Genomic DNA, 17,762 nt, shown 5'->3' with positions numbered 1-17,762 from the left:
GCCGCTGATTTCAAAAGCCCGCAAACTCTAGTTCACGGGCTCCTCTCAACCTGATTTATAGCTTATAGACTCTAGCCTCATAAGGTCGAAGATTCATATGTTTAATATTGCTATCTGCCGGAACCTCATAGTTGCTGATGAGCAGCTCCTGCCCGGAGAAATGGATCGAATCAGGCAGCACGAACTCTGCCGGAGCTTCGAAGAAGTTCAGCACTACCAGCAGCTTCTCATCCCCTAGTGAACGCAGGTAAGCATAGATTTGTTCATCTTCTTCTCTAAGAATCTGATAGTCGCCATATACAATGATGTCATGCTGCTTACGAAGTTCAATCAGTCTTCTATAGTAGTGAAAAATAGAATTCGGATCAGCAACCGCCTGCTCCGCATTAATCTCCTTGTAATTGGGATTAACCGTCAGCCACGGAGTTCCCGTCGTGAATCCGGCTTGCGGGCCGCTGTTCCACTGCATTGGAGTACGGGCATTGTCTCTGCCTTTGCTGTAGATGGATTCCATGATCGTCTTCTCATCTCGGCCGGCATCCATGTATTCCTTATGCATATTCAGTATCTCTATATCCTTGTAATCCTCAATCGACTCAAAGCGCACATTGGTCATACCAAGCTCTTCGCCCTGGTAGATGTAAGGCGTTCCCTGCAGCGTATGAAGCAGAGTAGCCAGCATTTTGCCGGATACATTATGAAGCTCCGGAGATGAATCATTGCCGAACCGGGACACCATCCGCGGTTGATCATGATTGTTCAGGTACAGACTGTTCCAGCCGTTGCCCTGCAGCGCGGTCTGCCATTTGCTAACCACCCGTTTGAAATCTGCGAGAGTCCACGGAGTCACATCCCACTTGCCGGTGGGGCCGCTGTCAATCCCCATTAATTCAAACTGGAAGACCATGTTCAGCTCGCCGCGATCCTTGCCGACGAACAGCGCCGCATCTTCAGGCGTCACATCAACGGTCTCTCCCACGGTCATCACATCATACTTGGACAGCACCTCACGGTTCATCTCCTGCAGGAATTCATGAATGCGCGGTCCGTTGACAAAGCTTTTGCCGCCAAAATGGTACTGTCCCTCGGGACCTTCCGCATCCAGCAGCTGCTGCTCTTTGGAGATCAGGTTGATGACGTCCATCCGGAAACCGTCAATGCCCTTGTCGAGCCACCAGGTCATCATATCGTATACTTCCTGGCGAACCTTCGGGTTCTCCCAGTTCAGGTCAGGCTGCTTGCGGGAGAATAGATGAAGGAAATACTCCTCCGTGTGTTCGTCATATTCCCAAGCCGAGCCGCTGAAGAAGGATCCCCAGTTGTTCGGCTCCCTGCCGTCTTTGCCCGGACGCCAAATATAATAATCACGGTAAGGATTATCTTTGGACTTACGAGATTCCACAAACCACTTATGCTCGTCGGAAGAGTGGTTGACCACCAGATCCATAATGAGCTTCATCCCCCGCTCATGAAGGCCCTGAAGCAGCTCCTCCCAATCCTCAATCGTTCCGAATTCATCCATAATCGCCTGGTAGTTACTAATATCATATCCGTTGTCATCATTCGGAGATTCATACACCGGGGATAGCCATACTACGTCCACTCCCAGCGTCTTCAGGTAATCCAGCCTCGAGATGATGCCCTGCAGATCCCCTATACCGTCTCCGTTGCTGTCCATGAAGCTGCGCGGATAAATTTGATACACTACGCTTTCTTTCCACCACTGTCTATCCATTTCCATTCTCCTCTTATTGCGAATTTATATTTCTCTAATGTTAATCATGCTGACTTCTTACCTGACCCACCAAGTCTTACTTAATGGCCCCTTGAGTAATCCCGTTAATAATCCATTTCTGTGCGAACAGATATACAATGACCATAGGCAGGAGCGCCAGCAGATACGACGCAAAAGCCAGGTTGAAATCCGTGCTGAACTGCCCTTGGAACACGTACTGAACCAGCGGAAGTGTGTAGGATTCCGGGTCGCCCAGCAGGACCAGTGGAAGCAGGAAGTCATTCCAGGAGGACAAGCAGGCCAGAATTCCTATAGTGGCATTGATAGGCGCAAGCAGTGGGAAAATAATTCTCCAGAACGTTCCCCAAGTCGTTGCCCCGTCCACAGTCGCCGCTTCTTCCAGTTCAATAGGAATTGAACGAATATAACCTACATATACAAATACATTAAATGCAAGTCCATACACAACATAGAGAATCATCAATCCCACAATATTATTCATGTGGAAGGTCGTTGTCTGATTGACGACTGGAAGCATGATGATCTGGAATGGAATGAACATCGCACTGATGAAGTAGAAATACAGGCCTTTGAAGAACTTCTTGTTCATATTGCGCGCAATGGCATAGGACACCATCGAGTTCGTCAGCAGAATGAACAGGACCGATATGATCGTGATGAGCGCGCTATTCTTGAACGCGGTGAAGAAGTCAGTGGCCGCAATCGCATTCGCGAAATTCTCAAAGTGCAGCCCTGTCGGCAGTGCGAAGAGGGAGCTCGCCATCTCTTCCGGATTCTTCAGGGCGATGCTTACGGTTAAGTACAGTGGGAATAAAATGAGCAGTGATCCCAGCGCAACGAGGGTGGTAATCGTCCAATTCGTAGATTTTCTCATCACATATCCATCTCCCGTTTTTGTAAAAATTTAAGCTGCAGCGCGGAGATCACGATAATCACGATAAAGTAAATGACTGCGTTGGCCGATTGGTAAGCGAATTCCCCGCCCTGGAAGCCGCCGGTATAGATCAGGAGCGAGATCGATTGCGTCGCCCGGCCCGGTCCGCCGCCCGTTAAGGCCATGATCTGGTCAAATACCATCAAGGCTCCCTTCATCGCAAGCACCATGTTAATCGTGAAGAATGAAGCAAGCAGCGGGAAGGTAATGCTCCAGAATTCTCTCCAGCGGCTGGCTCCATCCAGGCTTGAGGCTTCATACAAGTCCTTGGAGATGGTCTGAAGCCCGGCAAGGTACAGAATCGTGTTGAAGGCAATGCCCTGCCATACGCCTACAATAACTACTCCGATCCAGGCCCAGTTCTCATTCCCAAGAATGTTGTCAGATAGAAATGCACTGCCGATCTTCTCCCCGAATACAGGGATCACGTTGGCAAAGATATAGTTGAAGATATAGCCCACAATAAGAATGCTTAGAATATTGGGCAGGAAGTACACACCGCGGAAGAAGTTCCTGAATTTGATCTTTGCGTTGAGGCCAAGCGCAATAAGCAGGCTGAGCACATTAATCAGAATCGTGACCACTATGGCGTATTTGAAAGTGAACAAGTAGGAATTAAGCACGTTCTCATCCTTAAAGAGGTTACCGTAATTCTTGAAACCTACAAAGTCGAGGGTTTTACTAAATCCATCCCAGTTCGTGAAGGAGTAGTAGATCCCCTTGATCGCCGGGAACGTATGAAAAGCAAAGAACAGCACGAGAGCTGGTATGGTCATCAGATAATAGGCAATTCGGCGCTTAGCCATCTTGAGTCCTCCCTGACAAATACAGGAGAAAGGATCAGCTTCACCTTTCTCCCGTCTTGTTTGCTTGATTACTTACGGTTAGCGACTTTATCCCATTCTGTATCCAGGGAGTTCAGGTAAGCGTCCACATCTTTCTTTTGCAGGAAGCCCTGAATGATGGTATCAACCTTCATGGCACCCGGGATGTAGTGATCTGCGAAGTCAACCAGGTCGCCTTTCTCGAAGGCAGGCTTCAGATCAGCTACACTCGGATCATCCTGAGTTACACCTTGGATCGCCGGGAATGCCTTCTGCTCGGTAATGTACTGCTTCGCGTTGTCAGGCTGCAGCAGGAAGTCAATGAATTTCTTGGCTTCCGCTTTATGCTCAGAGCTCTTGGACACAGTCAGCAGGGTATCTACCCCAGATACGAGCTTGTTCTTCGATGGATCGTTGGTAGCCGGGAATGGGAATACGCCAAGCTCGATGCTAGGGTTAGCCTTTTGAATTTCAGGAATCGCCCATACGCCTTGAAGGTACATTACGGACTGACCCTTCGCGAACGCTACGTTACCGTCGTTGTACCCTTTACCGAACATGTCCTTCTGACCGAACGACAGCAATTGCAGCTGCTTGTCAGCGACTTCACGGAATTTATCCTTGAAGGTAACAGTGCCTTCCTTGCGCTGTTTGAAGAAGTCGATCCCTACAACCCCTGGCTCCAGGCCGTTAAATGGAATGAGTGTAGTCCAGGAATCCTTCAGCGTCAGATAGAATGGCACCTTGCCTGCATCTTTAATTTTTTGCGCGGTAGCCATGAATTCATCCCATGTTGTTGGCACGGTTAGGCCCATTTCTTTGAACATGGCTTTGTTATAGATCACACCATTGGCATTCGTGGAGAAAGGTATCCCGTTCAGCTCGGTGAGTCCGGTCTGGGCTTTCAGCATATCGAGGTAGGCCGGCTGAATGTTCTTGGTCAGCGGATCATTCGAGAAATCCTCGAACAGGCCGCTCTTGGACAAGGTGGAGTAGGTGTCTGTTGCACCAATACCGATGACATCTGGAATTTGCTTCTTGGCGACGCGTGTCTTGAGCACGGTCTCCGCATCCGGTGGATTCACCTGGGTGACTTTAATGTTCGGATTCGCTGAGTTGAACTTGGCAATCAGCTTATCGAAGGTAGCCTTGGCTTCGGTCTTATTCTGGAAGAACTCGATCTTTACCGCTCCGCCTGACGCGCCTCCGTCACTCTTGGATCCGCATCCGCTTAACATCGACATAGCTAACACTCCTGCAAGAAGCGGCATGATGGCTTTTTTCATTTTCATTGTAGTTTCCCCCTGAATAAGGTTTTGTTGTTTGAAAGGATACAGGCAGTAAACGTTTACTTTATTTCTGTAAAATAACATTGATGATTTGGTTCCAAGGTGTCTTTCCCATCTCACGAGCAAAATAAACCGCTTACAAAAATCCTTTAGTCTCTTTCGCCACATAAGTACTATAAATGGTTCGCTGCGGCGGCCACGAGCAGCTGGCACACCTTACGGTGAGCAAGCATTCTAACCAACACCACCCTTTTGTCTTTCGAAGTAAAGTAAACGTTTAACTTCAGGATTAAAAAATATCAATCGGCCCTGCCGATTGCATTCAGCCCTTACGCAGCACATAACGTAAACGCTTACTAAGAATATAATCTTCCCCCTTTATTTTGTCAATTAAATTTCACAAAAAAATCTCCTGCCCATTTATGGGAGGAGATTCAAGACTTATCCTTCTAAAATATTCTGGGCAATATACTGCCCCTCCCTAAGTCCTCTCGGACATGCGAAGAGGCCGCTCGCCACATGTGAAGTGTACTCATTAAGCTTATCTTTGGACTGCATCATTCTCAGCATGGGAATGAACTGTGTATCGGGGTTCTTCTGATAACTCAGGAACAGCAGCCCGGCATCTACATTGCCTGTACGCGGGTCTACCCCATTCGTATAGGAATAGGCTCTCCTGTGAATTCTCTGGCCCGTCTGCTTGGCTAAATTCACATGGGCCGAAGCGGGCTGCTTCGACAGATCCACAGCATCGAATTCACCCGGTTTCCCATAGGCAGCTCCGGATTCCTTATATCTTCCGAACGTATCCTCCTGGTCCTTCAGTGAAGTGCGGTCCCACACTTCCAGCAGCATGCGGATCTTGCGGTAAGCCAGATAAGAGCCGCCTTTCATCCATTCGGGTTCTCCTTCCCCAGCCCAGACCACATCATCATAACCGGTAGAGGTATCATGCTCGCTGTTCGCCGTACCATCCTTGAATCCGAACAGATTCCGGGGCGTCTTCCCCGGCGTTGCACTAATGAATCCCTCCTGCATCCAGTTCACAGTGGCATAGCCCGTCGACAGACGGATCAGGTTGCGCACCGCGTGGAACGCCACCTGCTGATCTTCCGCGCACACTTGGATACAGACATCTCCGCCTGACAGCGAAGCGTCAAGATTCTCGCGGGGCATACGCGGAATATCCTTCAGATAGCGCGGGGCCTTCGCTGCAATACCAAATCGGTCCCTGCCATTCTCCTTGAAAAAGGTAGGTCCGAACCCAAAGGTGATAGTCAGCTTTGCGGCAGGCAGATCCAGCGTCTCCCCCGTATCACTTGGCGGAAGCAGGGTATTGTCTCCCGTCTTCATCGTTCCTCCGGCCGTGCTTAGATCACAGAACTTGGTCCAGTCCCTGAATAGGCGAATAACCGAAGAACGGTCATTACCGCTAAGATGAAAGCTCGCCAGATACATATAGGTCTGCTGGGGAGTAATAATTCCGGCCTGATGCTGTCCGTAGAGGGATATCCGATCATCTGACAGCGCAGCCGCCTTCCCGCTCTCCGGCTTCACTATTCCCATGATGGCTCCCATGCCTGCCGCACCCAGCGTAATTCCAGTTCCGGCTATGGCCGATAACTTGAGGAAGTCCCGTCGTGATACACTCTGCTTCTGCGTCTCTTTAGGTTCGAGTTCCATTCTTATCTCCCCCGATACCTACAGAATACTTGCTGTCTGAGTCATCAACGTGGACAGTTGGCTGAGTTGATCGCTGATCTTGCGAATTTGCTCGGTCGACAGCTTGTCATAGGTTACATACTGTCCATCCTTCTGATGGCCGCGAAGCAGCTCTTCTGTTGCAAGGAACAGCTTATCCAGTTGATCCGCAAGCTGCGGATTCTTCTCATTCAGCGCAGGAATAATGGCAAGATACACGGTCTTGGAGCCGTTCACGTTAGCTGCCAGATCGACCAGATCTGTACGGGAATAGATTTCTTCTTCACCCGTGATTTTGGACGTAGCTGCTTCATTCAGCAGTTCAATGGCACCCGCAACCATAACCTTTGGCTCAAGCTTAAGGCCTTTGATCTGCTTCTGCAGCTCTTCGGTATCCTTGATCAACTGGTCGGCATACTTATCTTGGCCCTTCAAAGATTTGTCCTTCCACAAGGCCTTTTCAATCCGGTGGTACCCGGTCCATGTGCTTTCATCCTCGACATCTGCAAGGCGCGCGTCAATCTTGGGATCCAGGTCTCCGAAGCTCTCTGCGATCGGTTCGATCGTCTCGAAATATACCCGGGCCTTCGTATATTCCTTCTTCGCCAGCTCCGCATCGCCAGACTTCACCGCTTCTGCGAAGGCTTTGGTCTGCAGGGCCAGATTATCGGCCTGTTCATCAACAAATGCTTTGTAGTTCTCTACAGCTTTATTAAGCAGCTCAGACGTATTCGCCGTACTCGGCTTGGCATTCTTCAGCTGTTCGAGTGCCCCGTGCAGCTTGTCGGCGGTAGGCTTCAAGCTCTCGAAATCCACCTTGTCATACGCGGATGCCGAGAAGATCGGCATTTCATACTTCTCAACTTCTGTATATTCCAGCGGGAATGCCTGGCGTACCGTATTCTCAAAAGAAAGCCACATATCGTTAATCGACTTGCCCAGATTCTTAACCTCAGCTGCATCCTTCTTGCTGATTGCATCCTGAAGCTTCTTGACCTCTTCCTGCAGCTTTCCTGCATCCTCGGCAACCGGATTCTTCGTATCTGCAGCAGCCTGCTCTTTACTATCGGCTGTCTGTACGGCCGGAGCCGCCTCCTTCGGACTTGCCTGATTACATGCGCTCAGCAGTAGTACACTGGCAACTGATATTGAAGCGATGGACGTTATCTTTTTGAACAACATAAGCTATATTCCCCCGTTATGATTAAAAGTGTTCTTACACCGATGATATCGTGTGAAGCTTTGTCTTTGTGCGTCTTCCAGATGTTCTGCCCCAGACGAGCATCAGAATTCCGGTCAGCAGGAAGATCAGCTGCGGCAGCGTGCTGTACCAGGATGGATACAGGCTGATTGCCGCATATTCCGGCAGGTACTCCTTCACCGTGGACGGAAGTACGCCCGCCATCTGCAGGCTGTGAATCCCCGAACCCATGAATTTGAAGCATAGATAGAATACAATCACGCTGGATACCAGGAATACAGGACGTACTGGCAGCCTGGTTCCTGCCTTAATCAGGATCACCGCACCCAGGGCAAGCACACCGAACCCAGCAGCGATGCCGCCGGCGAGTGCTGTTCCCGGCATTTTGCCAACCATACCGATAAGGAAGATGACGGTCTCCAGTCCTTCACGTACGATAGCGAAGAAAGCAAGGAGGGCAAGCGAGAACATCTTCCCGCCCGACAGTGCCTTGGAGCTCTTGCTCTCCATAAATTGCTTCCAGCGCTTCACATCCGCATAGCGGTGCAGCCAGTAACTGACATATAGAAGCAGGAAGCTGGCGAGTACGCCGGTCCAGCCGTTAATCAAGGAATTGCTCGTACCGAACGAGCTGGAGGACAGGAAGACGGCAACGGCAAATCCCACAGCTATACAGGTGAGAAGCCCTGCTGCCGAACCCAGGACCACATAACGGCTGGCAGCCTTGGATTCAGCCTTCTTCCCGTACATGAGCAGGGCGCCAACCACCAGCAGCGCTTCAAGCCCTTCGCGTAACGGGATAAGAGCCGCATCGATCCAGGTATACTCCGCGCCGGCCAGCGGCGCAAGTCCGCTGATCATCCGGTCAATGACCGGCTTGGCCTGACTTCTCTGATCAGGACTTGCCAGGTAAGCGTCCAGCAGTACCAGATCCCTTTCGGTGCTGCTGTAGACCTCAGCTGATTTGCTGACAATATCGCCTTCCACGGTCAACCACTGCTGCTGCAGCTGCTTAACCTCGGCTCCTGCTTCGGTCCACTGCTGCTTCCCGATGAGATCTGCAGCACCTCTAAGCTTCATAATATAGACGCTTAAGGTCATCTGCTGCTTTCCGTCATTGCCGACATAGGCTCCATCGCGGTAATTAACGAGTGAGAATTCCAGGGTGCCCGCTTTATCCAAAGCCTTAGAAGCTTCCTTGTTCAGCAAAGCGATCGAAATTCCGGCAATCTGCCCCTCTATCTCGAGAGACATCGCAAGCGAATTTTTCTTGACCTCGCTCTTGCTCGTAGTCCACCATTTCTTAATCGGCCGGAAGGCTGCTGCAGCCTGTTCAAGATCACCTTGGCCAAGAGCTGTCTTGAGCTCGCCCACATGGCCGAGAACTCCCTCTATCCCCTTGCTCGTACCGGACTCCTCTGCAGCTGCTGCTGTAGAGGGTACCAGGCTAAGCGGAGATACCGTACCTCCCGCCTGGATAAGCAAGAACATCACTATGAGAAGAACCCGACTGCACTTCGAGCCCATGCCTAACATATCTTCAACTCCCTGTCTTTAAGCAAATGTAAAACATCCGAACTAAATGATAATGATGGTATTGATAATGATTATCATTATTGGCTAGGGTAATTATAAAGAGAAAGACCCCCATTGTCAATACAATGCGGGTCCTGAGTATTCTATGATTAACGAAGGGGAAGGAATACGATAATCTCCGTTCCCACGTTCTCTTCACTTTCAATCCGGATGGTTCCCTTATGCAGTTCCACCAGATTCTTCGCAATAGCCAGACCGAGTCCGGTACCGCCTGTCTTACGATGTCTGGAGGAATCTACCCGGTAAAAGCGTTCAAACACCCGGTTCAGGTCCTCCTGCGGGATCCCAATCCCAGAATCCTTCACTCGAACCTGGAGTCCCTGCGGGCCCGCTGTAGAGTCAGTCTGTTCGGACAGACTCAGCTCGACCGGTTCCTTACTGTACTTGAGTGCATTATCCAGGAGAATAAGCAGCAGCTGGCTGATCCGCGAAGGATCCGCATTCAGATATAGCTTCTCCGTAGAAGCCCGAACCTTTATTTGCCTACTGTATACCTTATCAAGCAGCTTCGCCGTCTTCCTGCTGAGCCCAACCAGCTCTACCGTCTCCGGCATATAACGGGCTTGATTCTCCGTGGAAGCCAGGTCTAGCAGCTGCTGGGTCATTTCCTTCATGCGAACCGCTTCGGAGTAGATGTGCTCTACCGCCTCTCTGCCTCTCTCCTCGTCCCTCAGTCCCCATCTGCGAAGCATATTGGCGTATCCCTCAATGCTGGTGAGCGGTGTCTTCAGCTCATGCGAAGCATCGGATACGAACTGCTGCTGCCGGGCAAAATTCTCTTCAAGCCGGTCAATCATCCGGTTGAACGTGCTGCCCATCATGCTCAGCTCGTCGGTTGCATCCGGTCTAAGCGGGATTTTGCGAAATTCCAGGCTCTGTTCGATTTCTTCCATAGTCGTGACCATCCCCGATATAGGCCGCGATATCCATTTGGACAGATAGATTCCTCCGACCAGACTCAGGCCGATAGCTCCAAGGCTGGCAAGGGCTAGAATCGAGATCAGAATGCTGATGTTGTTCTTGATCGACTTCAGACTTTCACCCATTTCAATCGTTCCGGCCACGCTGCCATTCAGGAGGATGGGAACCCGGACAACGAGCACCGTTCCTTTCCTCTGGTAGTACAATTCGGATTCAGGCTTCTCGACGGCCTCACGCTCCATGGGGACAATATCATCATCATTTTGCAGCATTTGAATCTCTTTCTCCTGATTATCAAGCACCCGGATCATGCCGTCGTCCGGCAAGAAGCTGGTCAGCAGCTCTGTTCTCCTCCCTCCTAGAATATCCTCAGGCCCAGCTTTCTCGAATATGCTGTTCACCCGGTCTATCAATAGATCTTTCTCATTCTGGGTCGTAATCTTGAGAAAGGCATAGAATACCGTAATATTAAAAGCTAGCAGGATCCCAATCAGCCACAGTGTGGTGAGGAGGACCACCTTCTTCTTGATGGTCATGTCAGGTCTCCTTTATGGAGTAGCCTACACCGCGATGGGTATGAATGAGCTGATGCTCATAGGGATAATCCACTTTTTTGCGCAAATAACGGATATACACATCCACCACATTCGTGTCCCCGGAGAAATCATAACCCCAGACCTGGCTAATAATTTGATCTCTCGTCAGCACCTGGTTGCGGTTCTCCAGCAGATAGAGCAGCAGCTCGTACTCTTTGGGTGTCAGCTCAATGAGGTCCTCTCCCCGGGTCACCTTCCGCATTAGAGGAACGACGGTCAAGTCGCCCAGGTTAAGCTCGGGGAATTCCTGCATCTCCAGATACCCGGTATCCCCCTGTCTCCGGTTACGGATACATGCCCGAATCCGGGCAAGTACTTCTTCGATCTCAAACGGCTTCGTAATATAATCGTTCGCTCCCAAGTCCAGTCCGCTTACCTTATCCGGTACGGCATCCCTTGCTGTAAGCAGAATAACGGGAGTAGCTGGATCCGTCTGACGAAGACGTCTGAGCACTTCGGTTCCGCTCAGCTCCGGCAGCATAATGTCCAGCAGAATGACACTCCACCCTCCCGACTGCCCCTTCATCAGCCCTTCCCGTCCCGTGGATGCCCGCTCGACTTTATAACCCTCATAGCTGAGCTCCATCTCCAGCAGGCGGGCTATTTTATCCTCGTCTTCAATAATTAATATGGTGTCACTCATTATCTGCCAGCCCTTTTCTTAAGTGATTCATTCCTGTCCTCATGAACAAATATCCTTCTGCCGGAGCAGAAGGACGTTCAAAGTGTGCTATTGGGCTGCGGGTGCTGCCCACAGATTCGTGATAGGCTGAGCTTTCTTACTTTCTCCTAGAGGGTCAAGCCCATACATCGCTTCAAGGGTGCGCAGAACATGATAGTGATTCACGGTCTGTGTATACTTGCCCGGCTTGATCCCCGCGCCGGCGAAGATCAGCGGGATATGATTCGGCCTTGCGAAATTATCTTCATCCCAAGTGATGATAAGCAGGCTGTTATGACTCTCTGCCCAGGCTGCATAAGCACCAAGGTGCTTCTTCAGCCAATCATCCGCTTCCTTGACAGTTCCATCATGCATGTCGTTCTCCAGCGCAGGAATGACGAACGATACCGTAGGAAGCTTCGAGAAATCTGTAGGGAAATCGGTCATGGGCCGGTTCGCTTCCTTCGGCACATTCGTGAACTGGGCCCAGGGATTATGCTTCCGTGCATATCCCTTAGAGTAACACTTGGCGAAGCCGACAGACGGCAGATCTTCGGAATAACCTGCAAAGCTAAGGTGCGCTGCGGCAAGGCGGCTTGCCAGATTGGGAGCCTGGAACGGACCCTTGCAGGCATCGCTCTTGATGCCCTGCGTAGAACCCGAGAACAGCGCCAGATAGTTCGGCTGGCTCGGATGAGTAATCCCGTGAGCGTCTGTGAACAAGGCGCCCTTCTTGATCAGGGACTGCATGAACGGATTCTGATTGCTGTTCACAATCTGGTTGTAGGAGTGATTCTCCTCAACGAGGATAACCACATGGTCATACTTCTTCACGGCACCAGCCGGGCGGGAAGATTCAGCCGGGGTTATACTCGTGCTGCCTTTAGCAGGCACGGGATTCGAGGCGGATGCTCCATTAGAGAAGCAGCCTGACAGCAGCGCAGCGGATAGAAGAAGCACTAACAACGTGTTTTTCAAATCAGCTTCCCCCTTCTACTTGACCTTGATCGTCTCTATTATGAAGATTTCACGGCCGGTTTCTTGGCCCATATCTTATGTTCAATTTTCTCATATATGCCGATGATTGTCGTCTCTATTCTGCGAAGGCGTGCCGAGTACTTGAATACCCCATGCACAGTAAGCGCAATGAGATTACCCATCACCGCACCCGCGATGACATCCGACGGATAGTGAACCCCTGTCCAGACCCGCGACAGTGCAATCAATCCACCCAGAATGAGCCATAGGATGCCCGTCTTCTTATGATATAACCAGATCGTAGACGCAATAACAAAAGCTCCAAGGGCATGATCGCTTGGAAAAGATGCATTCGCCGGATGAGCTATCAGCTGAATCACAGGATGTGTAACAAAGGGACGATCCCGGTACAGGAAATGCCCGATCAATCCGCTAATTCCAAGGCCTATGCATGCTGCAATTAGTGCCTCGAACGTCATTCTCCGGTTGCGGTCGGTCCGGATGAACCAATACAGCAGCACGCCGGCAAAAAACAGATATTCTGCGTCTTCCGCCAAGAATTTCATAACCGGATTCAGTACAGAGACGCTTGCGGCGAAGTGGTTGATCATCTGAAATATATCATAATCGAGATTGCTTAACATCTTGAAGTCACCTTTTCCTCTGCATTTGTAAGCCCAATGTAACACGGCTGAATTACAGCAGCATGAGAGAAAAATAAGAATTTGATGAGTAACACAGGGCCGAAGACAGATACACAAACAGCGGCGGAATCCGCAGCATATCTTGTAACCATAGCTTGCGAATTTCAAGACGGCATGAGTTTTATAGATTCCATAAAAGGGAGATGAATGACACCGTGTCTCAAGCATCGTTAAGCGCACGAACCCCAATCGATGTGCTGATACCCGCTATTGAGAAGGATCTGGGCACCCTGCCCTTTGTGATTGACGGAATACGCAAATATGTCAACCATCCCGTTGGCACCATTTATATCGTATCCCCGGACAGTGCCCGAATCCGAAGTCTATGCCGCTTGAAGAAATGTACCTTTGTACATGAGAATACCGTACTGCCAATTACCAAGAAGGATATTACCTACCGGTCCAGTACGTGGGACCGCTCCGGCTGGCTCTATCAGCAGCTGCTCAAGCTGAACGGTGACAAGGTGTGCAGGAATCGGCACTTTCTGGTGACCGATGCGGATACGGTCATGATTCGGCCCCATACTTTTCTTGCGGACGGCAAGACCACATTCTTCTACCGGAAATGGACGCATCCGGAATACCTCCATATTCACGCCCGGCTGACCGGGCAGAAGGCAAGCTCACCCCAATCTTTTGTCAATCACTATATGCTCTATGATTCGGTCAAGCTCGCCAGGCTCAAGAAGATGATAGAGAAGAGACATGGGGCCCGCTGGTACACTGCTATCCTGAAGCAGCTTAACCGCAAGAAACAGTTCGGCTTCTCGGAATTTGAGACTTATGGCAATTACGTCCGCACCAATTATCCGGGCTCGATCAAGCTGAGACCTGCCCTGAACAAGGAATTCAAGAAATCCATCCTGGCGGTTCCCGCTGCAGAACGGCAGCAGTTATCCAGCTCCTTCCGCTCCTTGTCCTTCCATAAACGCAGCGGCTATTCCCTCCGCCCCAAGAAGTCAGTATAACGCCGTTGTCTGTTCCCAGATTTGTCTTCCCAAGGAGGTGTGCATATGAAAATCATCCTGTTGTCCGGAGGATCCGGTAAAAGATTGTGGCCGTTATCCGGAGAGGTCCGCTCCAAAACCTTTCTCAAGCTGCTGCCCGCCCCTGACGGGAGCCGGGAATCGATGATTCAAAGGGTATGCCGGCAGCTCGGTGAGGCCGGACTGCTGGACTCCGCTACCATTGTCACCCATCACAGTCAGCTTGAGCTTATGCGCAGTCAGATCGGGCATCTCATACCGATTCTGACCGAATCCCACAAGCGGGGAACTCTGACCGCAATTGCGCTTGCCTGCACCTATCTTCAGTCTCAGCCGGGAGCTGACCCGGACGAGTCTCTCGTCTTCATGCCCGTCGATCCTTATGTAGAGGGAAGCTTCTTCGAGCTGCTTCGCACCCTGCCATCGGTTCTCTCAAGCTCAGGCGCTAATATTGCGCTGATCGGGACCCGGCCTACATTCCCTTCAACCCAATACGGCTATATTGTGCCCGAAGCTGCGGAGTCCAATAAGGGTGATATCTATCAGCGGGTGTCCAAATTCGCGGAGAAACCGGATATGAACCAGGCACGCAGCCTACTGGAGAAGGGAGCATTATGGAACTGCGGGGTGTTTGCCTTCTCGCTGAGGTTCATTTCTGAAGCACTTCTAGGGTATGGTCTGCCAAGCGATTATGACCAGCTTCTGCAGCTGTATGAAGGGTTGTCAGAGGCTAGCTTTGACAAGGAAATCGTGGAGCATACCAAGAATACGGTTGTAGTTCCTTATGAGGGGGCTTGGGAAGACCTGGGGAGCTGGGATACATTCACCAAGCACCTGGGTACGAACTCCATTGGACCCGGAAGCATCTCCGGGGATTCCATAGATACTCATCTTGTCAGCGAGCTGGACCAGCCGATTCATGTGATCGGGGTCTCTGATCTGATCGTTGCCGCAAGTCCCGACGGGATCCTGGTTGCTTCCAAAGAGAACAGCAGCCGGATTAAGGAACTTGATCCGGGACGAACTATTCTTCCTTCCATTACAGAGTACAGCTGGGGAAGTACAAGGATCCTGCGCCGATCCGGACCTGTGAAGGCACCGGATGAGATCATATCCGTCGTTCATGTTCTCCAAGGCAAGCACATGGGGGAACCCGCCGGGCCGGAATGGAGGCTGATCTGGATGATTCTATCCGGCTCAGGACAAGTGAAGGTTAATGAAAGCCCACGGGCCGTCAAGTCCGGCGACGTGCTGGAGATTATGCCGGGCTCCCCGTACAGCCTTGATGCTGATACGATGCTGGAGTTCGTAAGCGTACAGCTTAGAGAACCCATTCCTCCAGCTAAGCCTCCAGCTTCTATTCCTCCTGCTCCCACTGATTAGGCCCGATGGCCAGCTCAATAACTGAACAGATAAATGAACGGTCGCGCGGACTGCAGGCATAGATGCCTACTTCCATCATTGCCTCAGCCTCATGCAGGTGGGCGATCCGCATCTGCTTCCAGCCGGAATCAGCCCCCGGGGCTCTATATTCGATTAATACATCATCTCCCCTGCGGCTGATCCGGTAGGACATCGACTTAATATTGCTTGAAATATCGGTTGTCGCCCAGTCCGAATAGCCCTTATTCGTGACCACCGACCCGAGCCGGCTGAAGGCTTCATTCTCATACTCTACCGAGGCTTTGATCCAGTGATCCTCATTAGCACGCAGCATCACGCCGCACTGATCGTACTGAGTCAGGGGTTCAAATGAGACCTCCGCGGTAAAAGCGAAATCTCCCTGCACCTTCGTGAACAGACAATGCCCATTGTCGCGCTGAAAGCCATAATGCGTCCTCTGCCAGAAGTCGGTATCCGGCTCTGTAGTCATTACCAGCCCTTGCCTCTCCTTCCATTCCACACGCTTTGGCTCATTTACCCAGTAATAATCTTCTGGCAAGGATTGCTTCATCTTAAAATTAACGGTTTGACTCATCCGCAGTCACTTCCTCTCTCCTTAATATGTTAATACTACCATAAATGAGGAAATAACAAAGAAAGCCAGCATCTTATGCTGGCTTTCTTTCAATCTATTTATTGCGGCCGCTCTATAGAGAACAACCGTCCCAATGTTGAGTAATAGTCACCCGCCATACGGCTGACGGGAGCCAGCTTCCCGGCATCGATTCGTCCGTCCTGAAGAATCTCTTCCGCGACCTGGAACCGGACTACACGGGCAATGAGCAGGTCGCATCCTGGCTCTCCCCCGGTACCTCCAAGCTGGAAGGCATGATCAAGAATACATTCCATTCTGAACTTTGCTTCAGCAATTCCCGGCACGCGGACTGCTTCACTATTCACCGGGGTTAGCCCGGCAGCAGCAGCTTCACTTTCTTCAGGCGGCAGGCTGGCTGCCGCTTGATTGGCTGCCTCAACGTTCGATTCATCGACAATGTGGATGACAAGCTCACCCTGCCTGATGGCATTGCGGGCTGTATCCTTCATTTCCCCGTTCTTACGCTGGACCGACACCGATAAGAGTGGCGGATTACTGGATACGATAGAGAAATAACTGAACGGGGCGACATTCAGCACCCCATCCTCTGTAAGTGTAGTAACGAGAGCAATCGGCCTCGGCACGACACTTCCAATAAGCAGCTTATAATTATCCCTATCTTCCTGCAGAGATGGATCGATTGAGATCATAGCTATGCTCCTCTGAACCTAATTTTGAATGGGAAAGGCAGCACGTTCTGTTACAGGCAATCAGAAAAGAACTGCATCCAAGGAATAAGCACCGGCTCCTGTAAGAGCTACACCAATGACTACCGCCAGAACGACCAGCGGATATTCATAACCATTAGAAGTTGCCCACAGACCATTCGGTCCATGCACCTTTACAATCGCGCCTACCATAGTCAAGGCAATCAGAATTGCTGCCACGGGAGTGAACAGTCCGATACCGAACATAGTTCCTCCGATCAATTCGATCAAGCCTGCGATAACCGCCATGGCTACTCCCGGTTTAATGCCAACTGACTCCATCCAACCTCCCGTTCCTTTCGGTCCATAACCCCCGAACATCCCGAACAGCTTCTGTGCCCCGTGACCAATGAACAATAACCCAATAACCACCCGAATAATCAACAACCCTAATTCCATCATAATAATCATCTCCAATTTTAGTTTTTTGAATTTATCTTTAATTCAAGATATCATTTCTGAAAAAGTGACTTGCTGTTTATATGAGCCACCAACTGACTTTTGCCAATCGTTTCGAATGCTCAACTTTAAGCTTTCGCCTGAGGGCACCCCACCTCGGACTCTTCTACCCTCTACCTTCAAAGGCCGCCTCGAATTCCTTGCTTAGGAGCTTATTGACCATTGTCATGATGGTCACCACCTTTTATCTTTGATTTAATTATCTTGAATTAAAGATAATATATCTTGTTAGATCTGTCAACAGGGTTCAGCGAAAAATAAACTTCTACGCCCATCTTATGTATGGAAGCTGTTTGATAAACTGCCCATTAACTTATTGAAACTGCATCAGTCTAGCACTTTAGAATCTTACTCCTGCTGAAAATAAACAGCTTCGAATAAATAGTAAAGCCAGCGAATCAGCCTTTTTTC

16 protein-coding genes are annotated in these 17,762 nt (G+C 50.4%); 2 read left to right on the top strand and 14 right to left on the bottom strand.

Annotated elements, in window-relative coordinates; translation table 11 throughout:
• Nucleotides 1-55 precede the first annotated feature (55 nt).
• From ACEN86_RS03085 to ACEN86_RS03035, 11 genes are all read right to left on the bottom strand, one after another.
• Entirely contained in the window at nt 56-1,735 is a 1,680-nt protein-coding gene (locus ACEN86_RS03085; protein WP_495632907.1) for a glycoside hydrolase family 13 protein, read from the bottom strand.
• A 76-nt stretch (nt 1,736-1,811) separates the two neighbouring features.
• The gene (locus tag ACEN86_RS03080; RefSeq protein WP_495634202.1) at nt 1,812-2,630 is read right to left on the bottom strand and encodes a carbohydrate ABC transporter permease; all 819 of its coding nucleotides are present in this window, start codon (nt 2,628-2,630) and stop codon (nt 1,812-1,814) included.
• The gene (locus ACEN86_RS03075) at nt 2,630-3,496 is read right to left on the bottom strand and encodes a carbohydrate ABC transporter permease (protein WP_495632906.1); all 867 of its coding nucleotides are present in this window, start codon (nt 3,494-3,496) and stop codon (nt 2,630-2,632) included. Before ACEN86_RS03075 ends, ACEN86_RS03080 begins: the two co-directional genes overlap by 1 nt.
• Nucleotides 3,497-3,564: 68 nt before the next feature.
• Nucleotides 3,565-4,806, bottom strand: coding sequence for an ABC transporter substrate-binding protein (locus ACEN86_RS03070; protein ID WP_495632905.1), 1,242 nt, complete (start codon nt 4,804-4,806; stop codon nt 3,565-3,567).
• A 438-nt stretch (nt 4,807-5,244) separates the two neighbouring features.
• Entirely contained in the window at nt 5,245-6,486 is a 1,242-nt protein-coding gene (gene efeB / locus ACEN86_RS03065; protein WP_495632904.1) for an iron uptake transporter deferrochelatase/peroxidase subunit, read from the bottom strand.
• An 18-nt stretch (nt 6,487-6,504) separates the two neighbouring features.
• Nucleotides 6,505-7,686, bottom strand: a complete 1,182-nt coding sequence (gene efeO / locus ACEN86_RS03060) for an iron uptake system protein EfeO (protein WP_495632903.1) — start codon at nt 7,684-7,686, stop codon at nt 6,505-6,507.
• Nucleotides 7,687-7,720: 34 nt separating this feature from the next.
• Complete coding sequence (locus ACEN86_RS03055; protein WP_495632902.1) at nt 7,721-9,241, bottom strand: FTR1 family iron permease; 1,521 nt, start codon at nt 9,239-9,241, stop codon at nt 7,721-7,723.
• 149 nt (nt 9,242-9,390) lie between these two features.
• Complete coding sequence (locus ACEN86_RS03050) at nt 9,391-10,758, bottom strand: HAMP domain-containing sensor histidine kinase (RefSeq protein WP_495632901.1); 1,368 nt, start codon at nt 10,756-10,758, stop codon at nt 9,391-9,393.
• A gap of 1 nt (nt 10,759) precedes the next feature.
• Complete coding sequence (locus ACEN86_RS03045) at nt 10,760-11,461, bottom strand: response regulator transcription factor (RefSeq protein WP_495632900.1); 702 nt, start codon at nt 11,459-11,461, stop codon at nt 10,760-10,762.
• A gap of 87 nt (nt 11,462-11,548) precedes the next feature.
• The gene (locus ACEN86_RS03040) at nt 11,549-12,457 is read right to left on the bottom strand and encodes an alkaline phosphatase family protein (protein WP_495632899.1); all 909 of its coding nucleotides are present in this window, start codon (nt 12,455-12,457) and stop codon (nt 11,549-11,551) included.
• A 38-nt stretch (nt 12,458-12,495) separates the two neighbouring features.
• On the bottom strand, nt 12,496-13,101 hold the full coding sequence (locus tag ACEN86_RS03035; RefSeq protein ID WP_495632898.1) for an undecaprenyl-diphosphatase: 606 nt from the start codon (nt 13,099-13,101) through the stop codon (nt 12,496-12,498).
• Nucleotides 13,102-13,304: 203 nt separating this feature from the next.
• Here ACEN86_RS03035 and ACEN86_RS03030 point away from each other — a divergent pair, with 203 nt between their 5' ends.
• Entirely contained in the window at nt 13,305-14,129 is an 825-nt protein-coding gene (locus ACEN86_RS03030) for a DUF6492 family protein (protein ID WP_495632897.1), read from the top strand.
• Nucleotides 14,130-14,174: 45 nt separating this feature from the next.
• On the top strand, nt 14,175-15,530 hold the full coding sequence (locus tag ACEN86_RS03025) for a sugar phosphate nucleotidyltransferase (protein WP_495632896.1): 1,356 nt from the start codon (nt 14,175-14,177) through the stop codon (nt 15,528-15,530).
• Here the strand turns inward: ACEN86_RS03025 and ACEN86_RS03020 are convergent.
• From ACEN86_RS03020 to ACEN86_RS03010, 3 genes are all read right to left on the bottom strand, one after another.
• Nucleotides 15,505-16,125, bottom strand: coding sequence for a DUF1349 domain-containing protein (locus tag ACEN86_RS03020; RefSeq protein ID WP_495632895.1), 621 nt, complete (start codon nt 16,123-16,125; stop codon nt 15,505-15,507). The two genes, ACEN86_RS03025 and ACEN86_RS03020, sit on opposite strands and share 26 nt — an antisense overlap.
• Nucleotides 16,126-16,223: 98 nt before the next feature.
• A complete protein-coding gene (locus ACEN86_RS03015; protein ID WP_495632894.1) occupies nt 16,224-16,835 on the bottom strand; it encodes a flavin reductase family protein in 612 nt (203 codons plus the stop codon).
• Nucleotides 16,836-16,895: 60 nt separating this feature from the next.
• Nucleotides 16,896-17,294 (bottom strand): DoxX family protein, encoded by a 399-nt coding sequence (locus tag ACEN86_RS03010; protein WP_495632893.1) that lies wholly within the window; start codon nt 17,292-17,294, stop codon nt 16,896-16,898.
• Nucleotides 17,295-17,762: the final 468 nt, after the last annotated feature.

This window comes from Paenibacillus sp. Paensp111 (assembly GCF_059492195.1).
The sequence above is the reverse complement of the archived record's forward strand: the minus strand, read 5'-3'. Positions and strand labels throughout refer to the sequence as shown.

What these genes read in the sequence shown, in the direction of transcription:
- ACEN86_RS03085 (WP_495632907.1), bottom strand. Translation starts at nt 1,735, where the DNA reads ATGGATAGACAGTGGTGGAAAGAAAGCGTAGTGTATCAAATTTATCCG.
- ACEN86_RS03080 (WP_495634202.1), bottom strand. Translation starts at nt 2,630, where the DNA reads ATGAGAAAATCTACGAATTGGACGATTACCACCCTCGTTGCGCTGGGA.
- ACEN86_RS03035 (WP_495632898.1), bottom strand. Translation starts at nt 13,101, where the DNA reads ATGTTAAGCAATCTCGATTATGATATATTTCAGATGATCAACCACTTC.
- ACEN86_RS03015 (WP_495632894.1), bottom strand. Translation starts at nt 16,835, where the DNA reads ATGATCTCAATCGATCCATCTCTGCAGGAAGATAGGGATAATTATAAG.
- ACEN86_RS03010 (WP_495632893.1), bottom strand. Translation starts at nt 17,294, where the DNA reads ATGATGGAATTAGGGTTGTTGATTATTCGGGTGGTTATTGGGTTATTG.
- ACEN86_RS03070 (WP_495632905.1), bottom strand. Translation starts at nt 4,806, where the DNA reads ATGAAAATGAAAAAAGCCATCATGCCGCTTCTTGCAGGAGTGTTAGCT.
- ACEN86_RS03020 (WP_495632895.1), bottom strand. Translation starts at nt 16,125, where the DNA reads ATGAGTCAAACCGTTAATTTTAAGATGAAGCAATCCTTGCCAGAAGAT.
- ACEN86_RS03055 (WP_495632902.1), bottom strand. Translation starts at nt 9,241, where the DNA reads ATGTTAGGCATGGGCTCGAAGTGCAGTCGGGTTCTTCTCATAGTGATG.
- ACEN86_RS03050 (WP_495632901.1), bottom strand. Translation starts at nt 10,758, where the DNA reads ATGACCATCAAGAAGAAGGTGGTCCTCCTCACCACACTGTGGCTGATT.
- efeO (WP_495632903.1), bottom strand. Translation starts at nt 7,686, where the DNA reads ATGTTGTTCAAAAAGATAACGTCCATCGCTTCAATATCAGTTGCCAGT.
- ACEN86_RS03025 (WP_495632896.1), top strand. Translation starts at nt 14,175, where the DNA reads ATGAAAATCATCCTGTTGTCCGGAGGATCCGGTAAAAGATTGTGGCCG.
- ACEN86_RS03045 (WP_495632900.1), bottom strand. Translation starts at nt 11,461, where the DNA reads ATGAGTGACACCATATTAATTATTGAAGACGAGGATAAAATAGCCCGC.
- ACEN86_RS03030 (WP_495632897.1), top strand. Translation starts at nt 13,305, where the DNA reads ATGAATGACACCGTGTCTCAAGCATCGTTAAGCGCACGAACCCCAATC.
- ACEN86_RS03075 (WP_495632906.1), bottom strand. Translation starts at nt 3,496, where the DNA reads ATGGCTAAGCGCCGAATTGCCTATTATCTGATGACCATACCAGCTCTC.
- efeB (WP_495632904.1), bottom strand. Translation starts at nt 6,486, where the DNA reads ATGGAACTCGAACCTAAAGAGACGCAGAAGCAGAGTGTATCACGACGG.